Genomic DNA, 24,742 nt, shown 5'->3' with positions numbered 1-24,742 from the left:
CTCACAAAAGTTCTATTTACCCCCGGCTGCAGACAGGACACTCCGGATCTGCCTGCAGCCGCACGGTCTGCCATTCCATGGCCATCGCGTCAAAAATCATCAAACGACCGTTCAATGTTTTGCCAAATCCGGCAATCAGTTTGATGGCTTCCAATGCCTGCATTGTGCCTATCATTCCGACCACTGGCCCCAGAATTCCCGATTCAGAACAGCTGAGGTTTTCATTGCTCTGCTCATCGTATAGACACCGATAACAGGGTGCACCTGGCTGACGACGATCATAAACTGTCAGCTGGCCATTAAGCCTGATAGCGGCACCACTGACCAGGGGAACAGAGGCCCTGACACAGGCAGCATTGATGGCAAACCGACTGGTAAAGTTATCGGTACAATCCAGAACCACAGTCGCTTTTCTCACCTGCTCTGACAGGCCTTCACCTGCCAGACATCCATGGATGGTCTCAATCTGAATACTGTCATTGACTGCCAACAGCCGGGCCTGTGCAGCGGAGACTTTTGCAGCCCCCAGGTCATCGGCACAATAAAGGGACTGCCGCTGAAGGTTGCTGGTATCCACCGTATCCGGGTCAACCAGCACCATATGTCCCACGCCTGCTGCGGCCAGATACTGAGCTGCCGGACAGCCCAGCCCACCCAGGCCAAGAATTAAAACGCTTGATGACAGCAACCGTTCCTGCCCTTCGATATCAACCTGAGGAAGCATAATTTGTCGGCTATAGCGGAGTAACTGCTCATCATTCATGGATGGTTGCTGTCCTGATAAAAAATAGCTTGAAAGATAGGCTGCCTGTAACCATCAGGAAATCCGGCACTTAAGTGAAGTATAAGGAGAGCGTCAATCCGATAACACACCCACTGCTGTCTCTTGGCAGCAGGTGGTTGGTAACAGGTAATGACTTCAGATGCGGGGATCAGCTTGCCCGAAAGCAATCAGGACTCTGACTCAATAAACTCACCATAGGCTTCTGCATCCATCAGATCACCGAGTTCACCATCATCATCAAGTTTCATTTTGAAGAACCAGCCATCATTATAAGGATCACTGTTGACGGTTTCCGGAGCGTCTTCAAGAATGCCATTAACGTCAATCACTTCACCCGTCAATGGCACATAGATCTCTGAGGCAGCTTTTACAGACTCTACAGCACCGGCCTCATCACCTGCAGCGAGTAACGCACCCTGCTCAGGCAGTTCAACAAAAACCACGTCCCCCAGGGCTTCCTGGGCATGATCTGTAATACCAATAGTGACGGTACCGTCTTCCTCCAACCTGACCCATTCATGGGAACGCAGATACCGTAACTCAGAAGGTATATTGCTCATCTATTTTTCCTCGGTTGACTCTCAGTAAAGCTAGGGCCTCACCCTGTTATCCCCCTCCGGGAAGACAACGCGGTGAAATCAAACGCTGTTTATTGGCTCATGACTGTCAAAGAGCTCAGGGCTGTCGAAGAGCTCAGGACTGTCAAAGAGCTCATCGCTGACTGGCACGAGCATTCTAACTAGTTTAGTGGGAAGTTTACATAGCACCATCCCGGTTAACGACCTGAATGGAATATACCTTTGAATTTTTTCAGCTGACTACCCTGTATACAAAACTCGATAGCCTGTGCAACACTGAAAAGGTGTAAATAGTCAAGACAGAGCTAAGAAGCCCGAAGTGTGCCGTGGGCCTGATGTTGCGCCAACATGGCACGGATTAATGGTAAATCAGGTGATAAGGTTCAGGGTCCAATGTCACTATCCAATGCCTGCCGATGTAATGAACAGTTGCTGTCTGATTTGATTCAGGTTATTGAAAGACTTCCTGCCAATACTTGTCAGAAAGCTGTCGCTCCTGACAGTGCTCAAACCATAGGCGCTCATGTACGTCATATCATTGAGTTTTATCAGTGTTTTTTATCCGGTCTCGATAGTAGATGCATTAACTACGACAACAGGGACAGAGACCCGGAATGTGAGAGGAATGTTGCTTCAGCAGTAGGCGCTTTGCTGAGTATCAAGGAGCGGCTGGTGAGACTGACAGGAAATGCATCGGGTGAGATCCATCTCACACTCAATGCCTGCATTGATACCAATGGAACTGTCGTTAAGACGGAGACATCCATCGTCCGTGAGCTGTTATTTTTGCAATGTCATACCACGCACCATTTGGCCATCATCAACTTACTGCTGCAACAGTCAGGCCACAACCCCCCAAAAAACTTCGGCGTTGCCACCTCAACACTGATTTATCAAAAACAGCAGGAAACATCCTCTGAAAACTAAACTGCCGCTCTACGATACTTCAGACAATCGCGGCAACACTCAGTTCATTTCTGGCCAATTCTTATCCGCAGCTTTAATAAAGCCCGGAATATCCACCAGCCATTTTTCCTGCACACTGTTGTCGTAATTCAAATACAGTTTGTCATCGACAATTTTCCAGTACTTCGGGTCTCCCGGTGCCTTTTGTTTTGTTGCAGCAACAGCCCACGCACAGTAGCCGCCGTATTGAGGCATATATTGCTCAGGATGCTTCTTGAACAGGCTGAGATGTTTTTCTGAAGAGAAGTACCACTCCACGCCCAAGTGCTCAAATTTATACCTGGCACTCCCTTTTATGGGCTTTCCCTCGGTAAAGTAAGCAACGGCATCATAACCGTTGATGGCTTTACTGCTGAACCAGCCAGTATAAATATGTTGGTCAGCAAAGGCGTTGACGCTCAATGCCATCAACAGGACCGTAGCTATCCTTAACAAGGTATTCATAAAACATCACCCTCTTCAGTTGTTGACTTTATTTTGTCCAGGGGCTGACCAGGTTTCCCCTATTTCCATGCCCCAATAAATTCTACAGTAAAGGACCCCAAAAAAGCGCCAGAAAAGCCAGCAATGTTGCAATAAAACCATCAATACTGATCAGTGCTGTCGAAATAATGGCAGCGTTTTCCAGAAGACAAATCGACAGTAACATCACACCTGCCAATACCATTAGGTGATTTGTGACGTCCAATATCTGATCAGCCGTCAACCAGCCAAAATACTTTGAAGCCTCTATTTCCATCCACCATACTTTTTTCTTAAGTGGATTCCAAATTCCTACAAGTAACCAAATAGAATTGAATATTGCATTTGGTGAACTCTTTACCCCTGAGGTAAGCATCAATGAACTCACTGCTGACAAGGATTGTTTTAGCAGCAACACTGTTAACACCAACATTTATTTCACAGGCGGAAGTAGATAATTACCGACTTTTATTACAACGCACAGATAGAGTCATTGTTCACTTTAAAGAAAAGCCTACCGAAGCCAGAGCACTGGCTTTTATTAAACAGGGCGTAACCCATGGTGGTTATGGGGTTGCGGCCGGAAAAAGGCAGGAAGTCCTGTCAATAGGGGCCACCGTTAATCTTGACGATGCAAAGACGCTAGCAGCCGGATTAGAAGACGATCCCCAGGTAAAGTTTGCTGAGCCAGACCTGGTAATGCAGGCCATGAGAGTCCCCAACGACCCCCTTTATAATCAGCAATGGCACTATTTTGAAACCGGAGCGGGTATTAATCTCCCTGCTGCCTGGGAAATATCCATTGGCAGTTCTGACAATGTGATCGGTGTTATTGATACCGGAATTACTGACCACCAGGAGATTAATGACAGGCTGGTAGCAGGTTATGATTTTGTTTCTGATCCCTGGATGGCGAATGATGGCGATGGCTGGGATAGTAACCCCCGGGATCCGGGAGACGCTCTGCAGCCGGGAGCCTGCGGCTCCTCATTCGGTGACCCGGTTCCGGCTAATGCCCGAAAGAGCAGCTGGCACGGTACTCATGTTACGGGCACGATTGCGGCGAAAACCGATGATAGCGTCGGTGTTTCAGGAGTTACCTGGCTCTCCAGGGTGCAAACGCTCAGGGCACTTGGGCGATGTGGTGGTTATACCTCCGATATCGTATCAGCCATGCGTTGGGGAGCAGGCCTGAAAGTCTATGGACTCCCGATCAACCCCAATCCGGTCAACGTACTGAATCTAAGCCTTGGTGGTGAAGCGCTCTGGTGTCCGCAAACCTATCAAGACGCCATTGATGAAGTGGTTGCTGCGGGTGTCACGGTGGTGGTTGCAGCAGGCAATGAGCAACAAAATGTGGCCATGAGCACGCCGGCAAACTGCAAAAATGTCATTGTTGTTGGTGCGATCAATCGCACAGGAAACCTCAGCTGGTACTCAAATTATGGTACCGATATCGACATTATGGCTCCCGGTGGTGAAACACTGTTCCAGGGCAATGGCATCCTGTCATTGTACAATTCCGGGCTGAACGGTCCGACAAGTGGCTCCTACGCTGAGCTGCAGGGCACCAGCATGGCAGCACCACATATCGCTGGTTTGATTGACCTTAGCTATGCTGTCAATCCCACGCTGTCACCTTCTGAGCGCGAGCGCCTGTTGAAAGAAACAGCCAGACCCTTTGCCTCAGATAGCGATTGCTCAACCTTCAGGTGCGGTTCCGGGATTGCTGATGCAGCGGCCTTTCTGAGAGCAATCCAGAACGCTAAGTGAGAAATAGTCAGACGAGCCCTGAAATCAGGGCTAAGTTTTTAATAAGAGCTAATAAGAGCTAATAAGATCAACAGGTATTACAAGGCTTCAAAGATCAAGCAATGAAGCAGTCATACCCGGGATGAACAGAGAACGATTCAGCAGCACTTCTCTCTTCAATAAATCCAATGGAGTGGAACCTTGAAACCATCAAATCATGCGCTGCTGCTAGCTGGAATTTTTTCTTCTCTCATCGCTCCCATGAGTCTTCAGGCTGATTCTGATCCGGAAATAACCGATGATGGGCTTCTGGATCTCAGCCTGGAAGAGCTGATCGCACTGGATGTCCCCGACGTCACATCGGTCTCCAAAAGAAAACAGCGCCTGATGGACTCCCCTGCAGCTGTGTTTGTTATCACCAATGAGGATATTCAGCGTTCAGGAGTGACATCCATTCCAGAGGCACTGAGAATGGTGCCAGGCATGCAGGTAGCCCGGTTGAATAGCAATACCTGGTCCATCAGTACCCGGGGCTTTAATTACATTTTCGCCAATAAACTGCTGGTACTGATCGATGGGCGCACCGTTTACTCGCCTCTGTTCTCCGGTGTTAACTGGGATGTTCAGGACACCATGCTGGAAGATATTGCCCGTATTGAGGTGATTCGCGGCCCGGGGGCGGCGCTGTGGGGTGCCAATGCCGTGAATGGTGTGATCAATATTATTACCAAACATGCGGCAGATACCCAGGGTGGTCTGCTGTCTACCGGGTTTGGTTCGGAAGAGAAAGCCTTTGGGGCCTATCGCTACGGTGGGGAATTAGGGGATTCTGGCTACTACCGGGCGTTTTTCAAAACCTTCAACCGCGATGGATTAGCGAACAAAGACGGTACCGATGCCAATGATGACTGGGCATTAAAACGAGCAGGATTTAAAGCGAATTGGCGAACATCAAACGGGGCTGAAGCGTCACTTCAGAGTGAACTTTATGACGGCACAACCCGCCCCGACTTAAAAATCTTCAATGAAACCACACTGAGCCCAGACCGCATTGTCAATCAAAGCAGAGATCAAAAGGGTGGACACCTGATCGGCAGCTATAAAAAGTACCAGGCTGACGGCAGCCACTTTGCCCTCAAAGGCTACTATGACCGCTATGAAAATTATGATTACCGGTTCACGGAAAAGCGAGATACTGCCGACCTTGAGTTTCAGCACCAGATACTACCCGGCAACGATCATGACATCATCTGGGGTCTGGGTTATCGACTGACCCAATATAACCTCAACAGCGCCACGAACAACATCACCATGGCACCTGCCAGGCGAACGGACCGGCTATACAGCGCATTTGTTCAGGATCATATTACCCTTTCACCGCAATGGGCTCTGACGCTCAGCTCCCGCTTTGAGCATAACGACTTTACCGGTTATGAGATTCAGCCCAATGCCAGCCTGACCTGGAAGATATCGGACCAGCAAACCCTGTGGATGAAAGCGGCCAGTGCGTTAAAGACACCATCAATCAGTGAAACATCGGTAACCTCCCGTGGAATTGCATTCCTGCGAGAAGAGGACGCTCCTGTACCGGGAACCGCTACTCCAGACTTATTAGCGATCAGTGGCAATGATCAACTGGATTCGGAAAAATTATTTGCTTTGGAGGTGGGCTATAGAGAGCAATTTAATAACCAACTGCTGTTTGATATCACTGCCTTTTTCAATCAGTACAGAGATCTTTTGGCCTACGTTGATCAACCCGGTTGCCTGGATAGAACCACTTTTGCCAGTTCAGTCATGCTTTGCTCCTATGGCGACAATGGAAGCAAACCCGCCGTAGAATATTCAACCACATTTGCCAACGGGCTAACGGCTAACACTTATGGTCTGGAGGTAACAACAGACTGGCAGGCAACCCCCTGGTGGAAACTGCAATTTAACTACAGTTTTCTGGGTGTTGATGCATTCAGCAAGGATTCCGGTTCAGCGATAACCAACAGCTACCTTAGGGGAAATGAACACTTACTGGAAACCCTCAGTGCCAACAATACCGCTAATATCCGTTCTTATATGAACTTACCCCACCAGTGGTATCTGGATTTCTGGGTACGCTATATGGATAACCTCAGAGATGCAGAAGTTAGTGCCTACACGGCCCTGGACTTCAGGGTAGCCAAAAAATTCGGCAAAGACCTTGAACTGTCCCTGACCGGCAAGAACCTGTTCGACCAACAACGGCTGGAATTCGATGAAATATTCAGCGGGCTCGGCGAAACTGAGGTACAGGAATCCTGGTACCTGCAGTTACGCTGGCAACATTAATCGGATGGGGGAGATCACTTCATGCCGATCATAACCAACAAAATCTACGCAATCATTGCAATAGCTCTTCTCTGTTGCCTAAACGTAACTCAATCAGGAGCCAGTGAAGTTACCAAAGCGGACAAGGTTAAGGCCGCCATTGTCTATAAACTGTCCAAGTTTGTTGCCTGGCCCGGAAAAAAGCAGACCCTGGCACTGTGCATTATTGGCAGCGGAGCTATCAACAGTGAACTACAAAAAATCAATCATAAATTCAGCAGGGGGCGGCGTATATCAGTCACTCATAAAATACACAGCGCCCCATTGAAAAAGCTGTGCGACATTGTCTACATTCATAACTCAACGCCACATGTCGTATCCGGAATCTTACAGAAATTAAAAAATGAATCAGTACTGACCATCAGTGATAGCGAGAACTTCGCTTATCAAGGTGGCGTGATAGGACTGATCCGTACCGGTAGCCGGATTCAATTTGCCATCAGTCAAAGTGCCACCAGAAATGCGAGCCTGTCAATTAACGCCCAATTAATGGGGTTAGCCAAGGTTGTTAAATAGTCATTATGATCACATTTAAGAACCTGCCCATAAAAAAGAAGTTACGATACGCCATGCTGATAACGGCGTATTCCGTTCTGCTGGTGACCCTGAGTGTGCAAACCGTCAGTGAATATATGCACTCACGGTCTTTGCTGGTCAGTAAACTGGAAACCCTGGTTGAAGTGATTGGCGCCAATGCTCAGGCAGCTTTGATGTTTGAGGATACGGTAGCGGCTGAACAACTATTGAACGGTTTCTCCAGCACCAATGAAATAGAAGCGGCCTACTTATTAAATCCGGCCGGTGAGCGCGTTGCCGACTATCATCGGGAAAAGAAGCAACCCTGGGCCTTTACCCTGCAGGAACTCAACCAGCCCGTTACCTTATTCAGCAAAGCCAAGCTGCATTTATATCGTCCTATCAATTTGGATGGTCAGTTTATTGGTGCCATTTATATCCAGTCAAACCTGAGTGAACTCTACCTGCACCTCACTCATATCTTGTTTTTGGTCATGATTGCGGCATTAATTTCTATCGTACTGGCGGCAATGCTGAGTGCCAGGCTGCAAAAACTACTGGCACGACCCATTACAGAGCTGGCTGATACCATCAGCGAAATCACTAAATACCAGCAGTATGACCGCCAGGTGCAAAAATACGACAACGATGAGATTGGGCAACTGTATGACTGCTTCAATAACATGCTCATGCAGATCAAAGAACGAGATGACCGGCTGCAGCAACATCGTGAAAACCTGGAAGCCACCGTTACCAGTAGAACCAATGAACTGAAAATGGCCAATCGGGGGCTGAAAGAAAACCTGACGGAGCTTAATGAAGCCAAAGAAGCCGCATTGGATGCGGTCAAAGCCAAAAGTTCTTTCCTGGCCAATATGAGCCATGAAATCCGTACGCCGATGAATGGTGTTCTTGGCATGCTGGACCTGATGAAAGACACCCCGCTCACAAAAACACAAAATGATTTTTTGAATACCGCTTATTCCTCTGCTGATTCGCTACTTTCCATCATTAACGACATTCTCGACTTTTCAAAAATTGAAGCGGGCAAAATGACCATTGAGGCAGTGGATATTTCAGTCCGGGATGTTGTTGAAGATGTCTGCACATTACTGGCAGGCACCGCCCGAGAGAAGGGCCTGGAGCTTAGTTGCTATACCGATGTTGATCTGCCAGCCACACTGAAAGGTGACTCGGTAAGACTGAGGCAGGTGCTAACCAACCTGATTGGTAATGCCATAAAGTTCACCATCAAGGGAGAGGTCAGCGTTAAAGTAAACCTGATCAAACGATCACAGACGTCGGCGCAAATTGAATTTTCTGTGGAGGATACCGGCATTGGTATTGCTGAACATATCCTGCCAACCCTGTTCAATGAGTTTACCCAGGCCGACGGCAGTACTACCCGGAAGTTTGGGGGCACCGGTCTGGGTTTGACGATCTCCCGACAGTTGGTTGAGCTAATGGGAGGCAACATCCGTGTTATCAGTGCCGAAGGTCTCGGCTCCACATTCACCTTCACTCTGGAGATGGCGATATCCCAAAACCAATGCAGGCAAAAGTCTCAGACACTTCATGCACTGGACGGTATAAAAGCCCTGGTCGTTGATGATAACCACACCAACCGGGAGATACTGCGCCACTACCTAACAGCCTGGGGCCTGGATCACAACGAGGCATCAACCGCAAAAGACGCTCTGCTGCTATTGAGAAAAGCTCATAACAATAACCAGCCCTATGAGCTTGTCTTTCTGGATATGAATATGCCCGACATGGATGGGCTGGAATTGTCTAAGGTGATTGAAGACGATCCGGACTTGCAATCCATTCGCAGAATCATGCTCAGCTCCACCGGTTTTATCCCTCAGGAACAACAGCAAGCGACCGGGCTATCCGCTTGCCTGAGCAAACCATTCCGACAGTCCAGATTGCTGGATACCACCATGCAGGTGATGCATTGCCATCACGCCAGCCAACAACCGGATGCTCTGACAGACCAACATGAACCAGAAACGGCAGTATTCTCCGAAAGCATCCAGATACTTCTGGTAGAAGACAATATGGTCAACCAGAAAGTCGCTACCAGCATGCTGAAAAAAATTGGCTTGAGCCATATTCATATAGCAGAAGATGGTCGTGAAGCCCTCAACATGAGCCGACACCAAACCTACGACCTGGTGCTGATGGACTGCCAAATGCCGGAGATGAGCGGATATGAAGCCACAGGTCTGATCAGACAGAGAGAGCGTGAGCAGCAGTTACCCAGAATACCGATCATCGCGATGACTGCCAATGCAATGGCTGAAGACCGGGAAAAGTGCCTGGCCGCCGGCATGGATGACTATCTGAGCAAACCGGTCAAAATTGACCACCTCAGGGAGAGGCTGGCGCACTGGCTGATTCACGACACACCGCCACAAACAGCAACACCGAAAGCTGCAGAAACAACCCGGGCGATTGCCAGCAAACCGGATCAATCAAAACAGCATCCATTGATTGATCAGTCCGTATTCAGTGCACTTCAAGAACTGATGGAAGAAGAGTTCCCGGTACTGATTAACAGCTTTCTGGAAGACGCACCTAAATTAATGGCCGATATCAAGTTCTCTTCCAAAGATGCAGACCGAGAGGTGCTGGTAAGAGCAGCCCATACCCTGAAATCAAGCAGTAACAATCTTGGTGCCACACAGCTGGCAATGATTGCAGCCGACATCGAGAAGGAAGGGAAAGCCAGCCAACTGGCAGAAGCATCAGCGTTAATCGCTTCACTGGAATCAACACTTGATGAAACCCTTCAATCGCTAATAATAAAAACAAAACAATCAAAAAATTGACTGATCAAAATGCCCCATGATTCATCTGAATACGCATCTGTCTTTTTAAATATGTTGACTGATTATATCCCACATCAAACAACTACAATTACTGAATAAGTTCATGAACCGCATGTAAGCCGGACAACACCTTAGCGGAAGAGGTAAACTGATGAATTCTGACAACATCCCCGTCATAGGATATGTAACCGATGCCACTGCAGCCATTGAAGTCACTGACGCAAATGGAAACATTGTCACCAAAAAGGTCGGCGACCCCATTTTTCTTGATGAAGTCATTAATAATGAGTCCGGTTCAGAAGTTGTCGTCAAATTATTAAATGGTCAATCTCTAACGGTTCCGGTGGCGCAACAATTAGTGATGGGGGCAGAGATCGTTAATAGTCTTGATCCAACAGCTGCCGGCGAAGAAGGTGATCAAGATAAAGAAAGCGAAGAAAGTGATCAAACTGATGAAAGCGATGAAGCTGAGGAAAGTGATCAAGTTAAAGAAAGCGAACAGGTTAATGACTCACCAACAGAGCAATCAGATAATTCAGATTCAACACAAAGCACTTCAGATCAATCAGATACAGGCATTACCCAATCACGGTTACCTACTACGGTCGTCATTGAGCAGGAAAACAGTCAAAATACGGACCGCCAATCAACGGAAGAGCAATCAAAAGGTAACGAACTCAGTCAACTGGAGTTCAACTCAATTAGTCAGCTGAGTGACAATCAACCTTCTGCCCCTGAAAGCATTGCTCCAGTCATCAAAAGTCAAAACTTTAACGTTAATGAAAACGTCCCTGAAGACGGCTCTGCGGTCATAGGTCAAGTTATTGCCAGCCAATCTGACAATCTGACGTTTGCCATTATCGGAGGTAATGAAGACAACGCCTTTGTCATCAAGCCCACAACCGGTGAACTGCTCGTTACCGGCCCCCTGAATCATGAAATAAGAGATAGCTACAACTTAACCGTCGAAGTAACTAACCAGAGTGGTATCAGCAGAAATGCCTCCATAAGTATTTCAATTAATGATCTCAATGAAGCGCCTGAAGCTTATGACGATGTTGATGACAGCCATGAAAATCATGTACTGATCATCGATGTACTGGCAAATGATGTTGATGAGGATCTGGCTGATGGACCAGACAACTTCAACCTCCACAGCGCTGAGATTGTCGATAACCTGGGCAATGTTATGGCTGGTCAGGGCTCTGTCAGCATTGTCGATAACCGGCTGCAGTTTACTCCAGGGGCTGATTTTGATTATCTGGCAACCGGTGAGTCAGCTGTCATCACCATTCACTACATCATGAGTGACGATGGTGGTATGACCTCAAATGCCATCACCACCATTACCGTCACAGGAACCAACGACGCACCAGTAGCCACCGCCGATATCGACACAACCGGGGAAAACAACAGCGTTTTCGTCGATGTCATTGCCAACGACAGTGACCTGGATGGCAACAATATGCTCAGTGTCAGTGCTGCCAGCATTGCCACCATGACCAACAACAGCAACAGCCAGGCTATTGTGCCCGGCACCGCCAGTGTCAGCTTCAGTGGCAACAACGTCATCTTTTCCCCTGGCAACGACTTTGATTATCTGGCCACCGGTGAAACCGCTACCGTCGTGGTGAACTACACCGTTACCGATGATGATGGCACACCACTGACCGATAGCAGCACCCTCACCATCACGGTCACCGGCACCAACGATGCACCGGTGGCCACCGCAGATATCGGTAATACCGGGGAAAACAGCAGTGTTACTGTGGATGTGATCGCCAATGACAGTGATCTGGACACCAGCAATGGGCTCAGTGTCAATGCCGCCAGTATTGCCAGCATAACCAATGATGGCGACAACCAGACCATTCTCCACAATACCGCCAGTGTCACCTTCAGCGGCAATAATGTTACCTTCAATCCCGGCACCGACTTTGATTACCTGGCCAGTGGCGAAACCGCCACGGTGAAGGTGAACTACACAGTCACCGATGATGATGGAACACCACTGACGGATAACAGCATCCTGACCATCACGGTAACCGGCACTAATGATGTCCCGGTAGCCACCGCCGATACTGGCGCGACTCAGGAAAACAACAGTATCAGCGTGGATGTTATTGCCAATGACTCTGACCCGGATGCCAGCAACGGGCTCAGTCTCGGCGCAGCCAGTATTGCCACCATGACCAACAACAGTGACAGTCAGGCTATTGTTCTGAGCACCGCCAGTCTCAACGTCAGTGGCAATAACATCACCTTCAATCCCGGCAGTGACTTTGATTATCTGGCCACCGGCGAAACCGCTACCGTTCTGGTGAACTACACCGTTACCGATGATAACGGCACACCACAGACGGATAGCAGCACCCTGACCATCACCGTTACCGGCACCAACGATGCACCGGTGGCCACCGCAGATACCGATAACACCTGGGAAAACAGCGACGTCACCGTCAATGTAATCGCCAATGATAGTGACCCGGACACCAGCAATACGCTCAGTGTCAGTGCCGCCAGTATTGCCACCATGACCAATGATGGTGATCAACAGCCCGTCACTCACAACACGGCCAGTGTCATCTTCAACGGCAGCGATGTTACCTTCAATCCCGGTATCGATTTCGACTATCTGAACAAGGACGAAACGGCTACGGTGGTGCTCAACTACACAGTCACCGATGATGATGGTATGCCACTGACTGATAACAGCACACTGACCATCACCGTCACCGGCACCGACAACAAGCTTCCCACCGTTACGGCTGCGACAGATGTGACCGGAGCCATAACCGAAATTACCGATGGAGCCAATGGTGAAAGCATCAATACACTGTCTGACAACGGCAGCTTCACCATTGCTGATGCGGATCTGATCGATGTCCAGGCCGTCAGCGTCACTTCGGACACCACCGGATATCTCGGATCTTTCACACCCACGGTCAGCAATAACACCACCGGCGATGGCACCGGCCAGGTAGACTGGATCTTCAGCGTGCCCGATGCGGATATTGATTACCTGGCAGCAGGCCAGGTGCTGACCCAGTCTTACACCGTCACCGTGGACGATGGCCGGGGTGGTACCGTGGATCAGCAGGTGACCATCACGATAACCGGCACCAACGATGCGCCCGTGGCCGTCATTGATACCGGCACCACTCAGGAAAACAACAGTGTTACCGTCGATGTTCTTGCCAACGACATTAATACCGATAGCAGTGATGTGCTCAGTGTGAGCGCTGCCAGCATTGCTACCATAACCAACAACACTGACAGCCAGGCCATTGTACCCGGCACCGCCAGTGTCAGCTTCAGCGGCAATGACATCACCTTCAATCCCGGTACAGACTTTGATTATCTGGCCACCGGTGAAACCGCTACCGTCGTGGTGAACTACACCGTTACCGATGACAATGGTACGCCAATGACGGATAGCAGTACCCTGACCATTACCGTCACCGGCCACAACGACGGACCAGTACTGGACGCAGCGCTGGCAGACCAGAGTGCCGATCAGGACGACGCCTTCAGCTACCAGCTGCCAGTAAACAGCTTCAGCGACCTGGAGGGTGACACCCTGAGCTACAGCGCCACCCTGGCCGATGGCAGTGCCCTACCCGCCTGGCTCAGCTTTGATGCCGCCAGCACCACCTTCTCCGGCACACCTGCCAGTGGCGATATAGGCTCGCTGCTGGTAACGGTCACCGCCAGCGATGGCATGACCAGCACCTCGGATAACTTTACCCTGGAGATCACTGGCGATGCCCCAGCCGTGATTACGGGCGATGATAGTGCCACGGTGACCGAAGACAGCAGTGACGTTCTGAGCGCCAGCGGCACACTGACCATCAATGACAGCGATGATGGGGAAGCCCAGTTTATCGCCACCACCATCACCGGCAGCTACGGTGACCTGACCCTTAATGCCAATGGTCAGTGGAGCTACAGCGCCGATAACAGCCAGTCGGCCATTCAGCAGCTCGGGGATGGCGAAACCCTGACCGAGACACTGACCGTGACATCAGCGGATGGCACCACCCACACGCTGACCATCACCCTCAACGGCAGCAACGACGGACCAGTGCTGGGCGTTGCCCTGGCCGATCAGTACGCCGATCAGGACACCCCCTTCAGTTACCAGCTGCCAGCAAACAGCTTCAGTGACCTGGAGGGTGACGCCTTGAGCTACAGCGCCACTCTGGCCGATGGCAGTGCCCTACCCGCCTGGCTCAGCTTCGATGCCGCCAGCACTACCTTCTCCGGCACCCCTGGCAGTGGTGATGAGGGCTCGCTGTTGGTGACGGTCACCGCCAGCGATGGCATGGCCAGCACCTCGGATAACTTTACCCTTAACATCACAGGTGATGCCCCGGCCGTGATTGGCGGCGACGACAGCGCCACGGTGACCGAAGACAGCAGCGACGTCCTGAGCGCCAGCGGTACCCTGACCATCAGTGACAGTGATGCCGGTGAAGCCCGGTTTATCGCCACCACCATCACCGGCAGCTACGGTGAACTGACCCTGGATGCCAGTGGCCAGTGGACCTACAGCGCCGATAACAGCCAGTCGGCCATTCAGCAGCTCGGGGAGGGGGAAACCCTCACCGAGACCCTGACCGTGACCTCTGCGGATGGCACCAGCCACACCCTGACCATCACCCTCAACGGCAGCAACGACGGACCAGTGCTGGATGTCGCCCTGGTCGATCAGAGTGCCGATCAGGACACCCCTTTCAGCTACCAGCTGCCCGCAGACAGCTTCAGCGACCTGGAAGGTGATGCCCTGAGCTACAGCGCCACCCTGGCCGATGGCAGTGCTCTGCCCGCCTGGCTCAGCTTTGATGCCGCCAGCACCACCTTCTCCGGCACACCCGGCAGTGGTGATGTGGGATCGCTGTCGGTAACGGTCACGGCCAGCGACGGTATTGCCAGCGCCACAGACAACTTTACCCTGACCATCACCGGCGAACCGGCCCAGCATGACCCGGAGGTCTACCAGGATCTGCGACTGGACACCAACCTGGTGCGCAACGGCGATTTCACCACCGATGAACACTGGGCCCTGACCGGATCGGTGGAGTTCTATGGGAACCGTATGGCGTTTAATGGATTCGGCGCGGGTGGTGCGTCAGGCGGCTTCGTGGAACAGGTGATTCAGGGCCATCCGGACATTAATTACAGTCTGAGCCTGGATTACGGTGCCGCCTGGTCGGACGGACCTGTGTCCGGTCAGGTGGAGGTGGTTGATGAAGCGTCCGGTGAGGTGCTGGCTACACAGGCATTCAACAGCGACTCCATGATACTGCAGACCCTGAACCTGGCGTTCACCGCCTCGTCCGCGGGCAACCTGGTGTTGCGGATCTCGGACACCACCGTCGATGTCAATAATCGCGATATGGTAGTCGACAATGTCAGCCTGCAGGCCCGCAGCGTTGACAACCCCGACCGGGTAGCCAATAACCCGGCCGTGATCGCTGGCGATGACAGTGCGACAGTGACCGAAGACAGCAGCGACGTCCTGAGCGCCAGCGGTACCCTGACCATCAGTGACAGCGATGCCGGTGAAGCCCAGTTTATCGCCACCACCCTCACCGGCAGCTACGGTGAACTGACCCTGGATGCCAGTGGCCACTGGACCTACAGCGCCGATAACAGCCAGTCGGCCATTCAGCAGCTCGGGGAGGGTGAAACTCTCACCGAGACCCTGACCGTCACGTCAGCGGATGGCACCAGCCACACCCTGACCATCACCCTCAACGGCAGCAACGACGGGCCAGTACTGAATGTCGCCCTGGTCGATCAGAGTGCCGATCAGGACACCCCTTTCAGCTACCAGCTGCCCGCAGACAGCTTCAGCGACCTGGAAGGTGATGCCCTGAGCTACAGCGCCACCCTGGCCGATGGCAGTGCCCTGCCCGCCTGGCTCAGCTTTGATGCCGCCAGCACCACCTTCTCCGGCACACCCGGCAGTGGTGATGTGGGATCGCTGTCGGTAACGGTCACGGCCAGCGACGGTATTGCCAGCGCCACAGACAACTTTACCCTGACCATCACCGGCGAACCGGCCCAGCATGACCCGGAGGTCTACCAGGATCTGCGACTGGACACCAACCTGGTGCGCAACGGCGATTTCACCACCGATGAACACTGGGCCCTGACCGGATCGGTGGAGTTCTATGGGAACCGTATGGCGTTTAATGGATTCGGCGCGGGTGGTGCGTCAGGCGGCTTCGTGGAACAGGTGATTCAGGGCCATCCGGACATTAATTACAGTCTGAGCCTGGATTACGGTGCCGCCTGGTCGGACGGGCCGGTGTCCGGTCAGGTGGAGGTGGTTGATGAAGCGTCCGGTGAGGTGCTGGCCACACAGGCATTCAACAGCGACTCCATGACCCTGCAGACCCTGAACCTGGCGTTCACTGCCTCGTCCGCGGGCAACCTGGTGTTGCGGATCTCGGACACCACCGTCGATGTCAATAATCGCGATATGGTAGTCGACAATGTCAGCCTGCAGGCCCGCAGCGTTGACAACCCCGACCGGGTAGCCAATAACCCGGCCGTGATCGCTGGCGATGACAGTGCGACAGTGACCGAAGACAGCAGCGACGTCCTGAGCGCCAGCGGTACCCTGACCATCAGTGACAGCGATGCCGGTGAAGCCCAGTTTATCGCCACCACCCTCACCGGCAGCTACGGTGAACTGACCCTGGATGCCAGTGGCCACTGGACCTACAGCGCCGATAACAGCCAGTCGGCCATTCAGCAGCTCGGGGAGGGGGAAACCCTCACCGAGACCCTGACCGTGACCTCTGCGGATGGCACCAGCCACACCCTGACCATCACCCTCAACGGCAGCAACGACGGACCAGTGCTGGATGTCGCCCTGGTCGATCAGAGTGCCGATCAGGACACCCCTTTCAGCTACCAGCTGCCCGCAGACAGCTTCAGCGACCTGGAAGGTGATGCCCTGAGCTACAGCGCCACCCTGGCCGATGGCAGTGCCCTGCCCGCCTGGCTCAGCTTTGATGCCGCCAGCACCACCTTCTCCGGCACGCCCGGCAGTGGTGATGTGGGATCGCTGTCGGTAACGGTCACGGCCAGCGACGGTATTGCCAGCGCCACAGACAACTTTACCCTGACCATCACCGGCGAACCGGCCCAGCATGACCCGGAGGTCTACCAGGATCTGCGACTGGACACCAACCTGGTGCGCAACGGCGATTTCACCACCGATGAACACTGGGCCCTGACTGGATCGGTGGAGTTCTATGGGAACCGTATGGCGTTTAATGGATTCGGCGCGGGTGGTGCGTCAGGCGGCTTCGTGGAACAGGTGATTCAGGGCCATCCGGACATTAATTACAGTCTGAGCCTGGATTACGGTGCCGCCTGGTCGGACGGACCGGTGTCCGGTCAGGTGGAGGTGGTTGATGAAGCGTCCGGTGAGGTGCTGGCCACACAGGCATTCAACAGCGACTCCATGATCCTGCAGACCCTGAACCTGGCGTTCACCGCCTCGTCCGCGGGCAACCTGGTGTTGCGGATCTCTGACACTACCATCGATGTCAATAATCGCGACATGGTGGTTGATAACATCAACCTGCAGGCCCGCAGCGCCGACAACCCGGTTCTCTACCGAGACCTGCAGATGGACACTGAGCTGGTGAGCAACGGCGATTTCACCAGTGACGATGACTGGACCATGACCGGAACGGTGGAGTTGTACGATAATCGCCTGGCGTTCAATGGCGGTGGCGGTGCCACCGACGGCGTGGTGGAACAGGTGATTCAGGGCCACCCGAACATCAACTACAGCCTGAGTCTGGATTACGGTGCCGCCTGGTCCGCCGAGCAGGTATCCGGTCAGGTCGAGGTGATTGATCAGGCATCCGGTGAAGTGCTGGTTACACAGGCATTCGACAGCGACTCCCTGACCCTGCAGACCCTGAACCTGACGTTCACGGCACAGTCAACGGGCAACCTGGTGCTGCGAATCTCGGACACCTCCGCAAATGGCGATCTGCGGGACCTGGTGGTCGACAACGTCAGCCTGCAAGCCCGCAGCGCCGACAACCCGGACCAGCAGGCCAATGCCCCGGCAGTGATCGCTGGCGACGACAGCGCCACGGTGACCGAAGACAGCAGCGACGTCCTGAGCGCCAGCGGTACCCTGACCATCAGTGACAGCGATGCCGGTGAAGCCCAGTTTATCGCCACCACCCTCACCGGCAGCTACGGTGAACTGACCCTGGATGCCAGTGGCCACTGGACCTACAGCGCCGATAACAGCCAGTCGGCCATTCAGCAGCTCGGGGAGGGGGAAACCCTCACCGAGACCCTGACCGTGACCTCTGCGGATGGCACCAGCCACACCCTGACCATCACCCTCAACGGCAGCAACGACGGACCAGTGCTGGATGTCGCCCTGGTCGATCAGAGTGCCGATCAGGACACCCCTTTCAGCTACCAGCTGCCCGCAGACAGCTTCAGCGACCTGGAAGGTGATGCCCTGAGCTACAGCGCCACCCTGGCCGATGGCAGTGCCCTGCCCGCCTGGCTCAGCTTTGATGCCGCCAGCACCACCTTCTCCGGCACGCCCGGCAGTGGTGACGTCGGCTCGCTGTCCGTTACGGTCACTGCCAGTGATGGCCTGGCCAGTGCCTCGGACACCTTCACCCTGGCGGTAGCGGCCGACCCCGCAAACCCACCGGCGGACAATCAGGCACCCGAGTTGCAGGCCTTCCCCGGTGCCGATGCCCTGGCAGCCTTTGCCCTGGCAGGCAGCAGCGGTGATGTGGCTGCCGACCTGACCGACCACGGCCACCAACTGACCTTCAACAGCGGCGTCACCCACAGTGACTCAGGCGTGCAACTGAACAACGCCGGTGGTTCCATCGGGGCAATCACCCTTGACGGGACGATGACCATTGCCACCACCTTTACCTACCACAGCCACACTGCCTGGGCACGGATGGTTGACCTGGGCAATGGCGCTGGTACCGATAATATTCTGATCGCCAGCCCATCGGAAGGACGAATAGAGGCCCAGATTTTCCACGGTGACAGCATTGTCGGCTCGGTGGCGTTTGATAACTTCTTCTCTCTGGATGAAACCTTCCACCTGGCCCTGACAGTGGATGCTGATGGCCATTTGCACCTGTACAAGAACGGTGTTGAAGTGGCGGACAATCCCGGCCGGGGACCCGCCGGTGTCGAGTTGACCAGCAACCTGGTCGGTGCCAGTAACTGGTCGTTCGATGCCGCCACCGATGGCACCATCAAGGATCTGATGATCCTCGACAGTACCCTCTCAGCCAGCGACGTCAGTGAGCTTTACCAGCTCGCCCAGAGCGATGACCTGCAGTCCTTCGTGACTCCGCTGGGCATCAGTGAGAGCGCCCAGCCGGGCACGGTGGTGGGGCAGGTGTCGGCCAGGGACGCCGATGGTGATAGCCTGACCTTCAGCCTCACCGACGATGCCGGTGGCCTGTTTGCCATTGATGCCAATACCGGCGCAATCAGCGTCGCCGGTGTCCTGGATCATGACAGTGCCGACCGCCATCAGCTGACCGTGCGGGTGACCGATGCATTCGGTGCCTTCAGCGAACAGCCCTACACCGTGTCGGTGGCGCAGGATCTCTACCAGGATTTGCAGCTGGACACCAACCTGGTGCGCAACGGCGATTTCACCACCGATGAACACTGGGCCCTGACCGGATCGGTGGAGTTCTATGGGAACCGTATGGCGTTTAATGGATTCGGCGCGGGTGGTGCGTCAGGCGGCTTCGTGGAACAGGTGATTCAGGGCCATCCGGACATTAATTACAGTCTGAGCCTGGATTACGGTGCCGCCTGGTCGGACGGACCGGTGTCCGGTCAGGTGGAGGTGGTTGATGAAGCGTCCGGTGAGGTGCTGGCTACACAGGCATTCAACAGCGACTCCATGATCCTGCAGACCCTGAACCTGGCGTTCACCGCCTCGTCCGCGGGCAACCTGGTGTTGCGGATCTCGGACACCACCGTCGATGTCAATAATCGCGATATGGTAGTCGACAATGTCAGCCTGCAGGCCCGCAGCGTTGACAACCCCGACCGGGTAGCCAATAACCCGGCCGTGATCGCTGGCGATGACAGTGCGACAGTGACCGAAGACAGCAGCGACGTCCTGAGCGCCAGCGGTACCCTGACCATCAGTGACAGCGATGCCGGTGAAGCCCAGTTTATCGCCACCACCCTCACCGGCAGCTACGGTGAACTGACCCTGGATGCCAGTGGCCACTGGACCTACAGCGCCGATAACAGCCAGTCGGCCATTCAGCAGCTCGGGGAGGGGGGAGCCCTCACCGAGACCCTGACCGTGACCTCTGCGGATGGCACCAGCCACACCCTGACCATCACCCTCAACGGCAGCAACGACGGACCAGTGCTGGATGTCGCCCTGGTCGATCAGAGTGCCGATCAGGACACCCCTTTCAGCTACCAGCTGCCCGCAGACAGCTTCAGCGACCTGGAAGGTGATGCCCTGAGCTACAGCGCCACCCTGGCCGATGGCAGTGCCCTGCCCGCCTGGCTCAGCTTTGATGCCGCCAGCACCACCTTCTCCGGCACGCCCGGCAGTGGTGACGTCGGCTCGCTGTCCGTTACGGTCACTGCCAGTGATGGCCTGGCCAGTGCCTCGGACACCTTCACCCTGGCGGTAGCGGCCGACCCCGCAAACCCACCGGCGGACAATCAGGCACCCGAGTTGCAGGCCTTCCCCGGTGCCGATGCCCTGGCAGCCTTTGCCCTGGCAGGCAGCAGCGGTGATGTGGCTGCCGACCTGACCGACCACGGCCACCAACTGACCTTCAACAGCGGCGTCACCCACAGTGACTCAGGCGTGCAACTGAACAACGCCGGTGGTTCCATCGGGGCAATCACCCTTGACGGGACGATGACCATTGCCACCACCTTTACCTACCACAGCCACACTGCCTGGGCACGGATGGTTGACCTGGGCAATGGCGCTGGTACCGATAATATTCTGATCGCCAGCCCATCGGAAGGACGAATAGAGGCCCAGATTTTCCACGGTGACAGCATTGTCGGCTCGGTGGCGTTTGATAACTTCTTCTCTCTGGATGAAACCTTCCACCTGGCCCTGACAGTGGATGCTGATGGCCATTTGCACCTGTACAAGAACGGTGTTGAAGTGGCGGACAATCCCGGCCGGGGACCCGCCGGTGTCGAGTTGACCAGCAACCTGGTCGGTGCCAGTAACTGGTCGTTCGATGCCGCCACCGATGGCACCATCAAGGATCTGATGATCCTCGACAGTACCCTCTCAGCCAGCGACGTCAGTGAGCTTTACCAGCTCGCCCAGAGCGATGACCTGCAGTCCTTCGTGACTCCGCTGGGCATCAGTGAGAGCGCCCAGCCGGGCACGGTGGTGGGGCAGGTGTCGGCCAGGGACGCCGATGGTGATAGCCTGACCTTCAGCCTCACCGACGATGCCGGTGGCCTGTTTGCCATTGATGCCAATACCGGCGCAATCAGCGTCGCCGGTGTCCTGGATCATGACAGTGCCGACCGCCATCAGCTGACCGTGCGGGTGACCGATGCATTCGGTGCCTTCAGCGAACAGCCCTACACCGTGTCGGTGGCGCAGGATCTCTACCAGGATTTGCAGCTGGACACCAACCTGGTGCGCAACGGCGATTTCACCACCGATGAACACTGGGCCCTGACCGGATCGGTGGAGTTCTATGGGAACCGTATGGCGTTTAATGGATTCGGCGCGGGTGGTGCGTCAGGCGGCTTCGTGGAACAGGTGATTCAGGGCCATCCGGACATTAATTACAGTCTGAGCCTGGATTACGGTGCCGCCTGGTCGGACGGACCGGTGTCCGGTCAGGTGGAGGTGGTTGATGAAGCGTCCGGTGAGGTGCTGGCTACACAGGCATTCAACAGCGACTCCATGATCCTGCAGACCCTGAACCTGGCGTTCACCGCCTCGTCCGCGGGCAACCTGGTGTTGCGGATCTCGGACACCACCGTCGATGTCAATAATCGCGATATGGTAGTCGACAATGTCAGCCTGCAGGCCCGCAGCGTTGACAACCCCGACCGGGTAGCCAATAACCCGGCCGTGATCGCTGGCGATGACAGTGCGACAGTGACCGAAGACAGCAGCGACGTCCTGAGCGCCAGCGGTACCCTGACCATCAGTGACAGCGATGCCGGTGAAGCCCAGTTTATCGCCACCACCCTCACCGGCAGCTACGGTGAACTGACCCTGGATGCCAGTGGCCAGTGGACCTACAGCGCCGATAACAGCCAGTCGGCCATTCAGCAGCTCGGGGAGGGGGAAGCCCTCACCGAGACCCTGACCGTGACCTCTGCGGATGGCACCAGCCACACCCTGACCATCACCCTCAACGGCAGCAACGACGGACCAGTGCTGGATGTCGCCCTGGTCGATCAGAGTGCCGATCAGGACACCCCTTTCAGCTACCAGCTGCCCGCAGACAGCTTCAGCGACCTGGAAGGTGATGCCCTGAGCTACAGCGCCACCCTGGCCGATGGCAGTGCCCTGCCCGCCTGGCTCAGCTTTGATGCCGCCAGCACCACCTTCTCCGGCACGCCCGGCAGTGGTGACGTCGGCTCGCTGTCCGTTACGGTCACTGCCAGTGATGGCCTGGCCAGTGCCTCGGACACCTTCACCCTGGCGGTAGCGGCCGACCCCGCAAACCCACCGGCGGACAATCAGGCACCCGAGTTGCAGGCCTTCCCCGGTGCCGATGCCCTGGCAGCCTTTGCCCTGGCAGGCAGCAGCGGTGATGTGGCTGCCGACCTGACCGACCACGGCCACCAACTGACCTTCAACAGCGGCGTCACCCACAGTGACTCAGGCGTGCAACTGAACAACGCCGGTGGTTCCATCGGGGCAATCACCCTTGACGGGACGATGACCATTGCCACCACCTTTACCTACCACAGCCACACTGCCTGGGCACGGATGGTTGACTTGGGCAATGGCGCTGGTACCGATAATATTCTGATCGCCAGCCCATCGGAAGGACGAATAGAGGCCCAGATTTTCCACGGTGACAGCATTGTCGGCTCGGTGGCGTTTGATAACTTCTTCTCTCTGGATGAAACCTTCCACCTGGCCCTGACAGTGGATGCTGATGGCCATTTGCACCTGTACAAGAACGGTGTTGAAGTGGCGGACAATCCCGGCCGGGGACCCGCCGGTGTCGAGTTGACCAGCAACCTGGTCGGTGCCAGTAACTGGTCGTTCGATGCCGCCACCGATGGCACCATCAAGGATCTGATGATCCTCGACAGTACCCTCTCAGCCAGCGACGTCAGTGAGCTTTACCAGCTCGCCCAGAGCGATGACCTGCAGTCCTTCGTGACTCCGCTGGGCATCAGTGAGAGCGCCCAGCCGGGCACGGTGGTGGGGCAGGTGTCGGCCAGGGACGCCGATGGTGATAGCCTGACCTTCAGCCTCACCGACGATGCCGGTGGCCTGTTTGCCATTGATGCCAATACCGGCGCAATCAGCGTCGCCGGTGTCCTGGATCATGACAGTGCCGACCGCCATCAGCTGACCGTGCGGGTGACCGATGCATTCGGTGCCTTCAGCGAACAGCCCTACACCGTGTCGGTGGCGCAGGATCTCTACCAGGATTTGCAGCTGGACACCAACCTGGTGCGCAACGGCGATTTCACCACCGATGAACACTGGGCCCTGACCGGATCGGTGGAGTTCTATGGGAACCGTATGGCGTTTAATGGATTCGGCGCGGGTGGTGCGTCAGGCGGCTTCGTGGAACAGGTGATTCAGGGCCATCCGGACATTAATTACAGTCTGAGCCTGGATTACGGTGCCGCCTGGTCGGACGGACCGGTGTCCGGTCAGGTGGAGGTGGTTGATGAAGCGTCCGGTGAGGTGCTGGCTACACAGGCATTCAACAGCGACTCCATGATCCTGCAGACCCTGAACCTGGCGTTCACCGCCTCGTCCGCGGGCAACCTGGTGTTGCGGATCTCGGACACCACCGTCGATGTCAATAATCGCGATATGGTAGTCGACAATGTCAGCCTGCAGGCCCGCAGCGTTGACAACCCCGACCGGGTAGCCAATAACCCGGCCGTGATCGCTGGCGATGACAGTGCGACAGTGACCGAAGACAGCAGCGACGTCCTGAGCGCCAGCGGTACCCTGACCATCAGTGACAGCGATGCCGGTGAAGCCCAGTTTATCGCCACCACCCTCACCGGCAGCTACGGTGAACTGACCCTGGATGCCAGTGGCCAGTGGACCTACAGCGCCGATAACAGCCAGTCGGCCATTCAGCAGCTCGGGGAGGGGGAGACCCTCACCGAGACCCTGACCGTGACCTCTGCGGATGGCACCAGCCACACCCTGACCATCACCCTCAACGGCAGCAACGACGGACCAGTGCTGGATGTCGCCCTGGTCGATCAGAGTGCCGATC

10 protein-coding genes (1 of these 10 only partly in view) are annotated in these 24,742 nt (G+C 54.7%); 6 read left to right on the top strand and 4 right to left on the bottom strand.

Going from position 1 to position 24,742, the window contains the following annotated elements; genetic code table 11:
• Positions 1–16: 16 nt before the first annotated feature.
• On the bottom strand, positions 17–763 hold the full coding sequence (locus O3276_RS16285) for a HesA/MoeB/ThiF family protein (protein WP_269672273.1): 747 nt from the start codon (positions 761–763) through the stop codon (positions 17–19).
• 188 nt (positions 764–951) lie between these two features.
• Positions 952–1,344, bottom strand: coding sequence for a glycine cleavage system protein GcvH (gene gcvH, locus O3276_RS16280; protein WP_101748033.1), 393 nt, complete (start codon positions 1,342–1,344; stop codon positions 952–954).
• Between the two features lie 411 nt (positions 1,345–1,755).
• Between gcvH and O3276_RS16275 the strand changes: the two genes are divergently transcribed.
• Positions 1,756–2,289, top strand: a complete 534-nt coding sequence (locus O3276_RS16275) for a DinB family protein (RefSeq protein WP_269672272.1) — start codon at positions 1,756–1,758, stop codon at positions 2,287–2,289.
• Between the two features lie 39 nt (positions 2,290–2,328).
• Here O3276_RS16275 and O3276_RS16270 read toward each other — a convergent pair whose 3' ends face one another.
• Positions 2,329–2,772: a YHS domain-containing (seleno)protein gene (locus tag O3276_RS16270; RefSeq protein ID WP_269672271.1), complete on the bottom strand. Its 444-nt coding sequence runs from the start codon at positions 2,770–2,772 to the stop codon at positions 2,329–2,331.
• An 82-nt stretch (positions 2,773–2,854) separates the two neighbouring features.
• Entirely contained in the window at positions 2,855–3,166 is a 312-nt protein-coding gene (locus O3276_RS16265) for a hypothetical protein (protein WP_269672270.1), read from the bottom strand.
• A gap of 2 nt (positions 3,167–3,168) precedes the next feature.
• Here O3276_RS16265 and O3276_RS16260 point away from each other — a divergent pair, with 2 nt between their 5' ends.
• The 5 genes from O3276_RS16260 to O3276_RS16240 form a co-directional block, all read left to right on the top strand.
• On the top strand, positions 3,169–4,563 hold the full coding sequence (locus O3276_RS16260; protein ID WP_269672269.1) for a S8 family peptidase: 1,395 nt from the start codon (positions 3,169–3,171) through the stop codon (positions 4,561–4,563).
• A 180-nt stretch (positions 4,564–4,743) separates the two neighbouring features.
• Entirely contained in the window at positions 4,744–6,864 is a 2,121-nt protein-coding gene (locus O3276_RS16255; RefSeq protein ID WP_269672268.1) for a TonB-dependent receptor plug domain-containing protein, read from the top strand.
• Between the two features lie 21 nt (positions 6,865–6,885).
• A complete protein-coding gene (locus tag O3276_RS16250) occupies positions 6,886–7,419 on the top strand; it encodes a YfiR family protein (protein ID WP_269672267.1) in 534 nt (177 codons plus the stop codon).
• Positions 7,420–7,424: 5 nt separating this feature from the next.
• Positions 7,425–10,253 carry a response regulator gene (locus O3276_RS16245; RefSeq protein ID WP_269672266.1) on the top strand — a complete coding sequence of 943 codons (2,829 nt, stop codon included), beginning with the start codon at positions 7,425–7,427 and terminating at the stop codon, positions 10,251–10,253.
• 151 nt (positions 10,254–10,404) lie between these two features.
• Positions 10,405–24,742: the start of a VCBS domain-containing protein gene (locus O3276_RS16240; protein ID WP_269672265.1), read on the top strand. 17,549 nt of this gene lie beyond the right edge of the window; only the first 14,338 of its 31,887 coding nucleotides appear in the window; it begins with the start codon at positions 10,405–10,407; its stop codon lies beyond the right edge, outside the window.

The sequence above is a fragment of the Endozoicomonas sp. GU-1 genome, from assembly GCF_027366395.1.
Classification (GTDB): domain Bacteria; phylum Pseudomonadota; class Gammaproteobacteria; order Pseudomonadales; family Endozoicomonadaceae; genus Endozoicomonas.
Note: the sequence above shows the minus strand (reverse complement) of the source record. Positions and strands in the feature narration are given on the sequence as shown.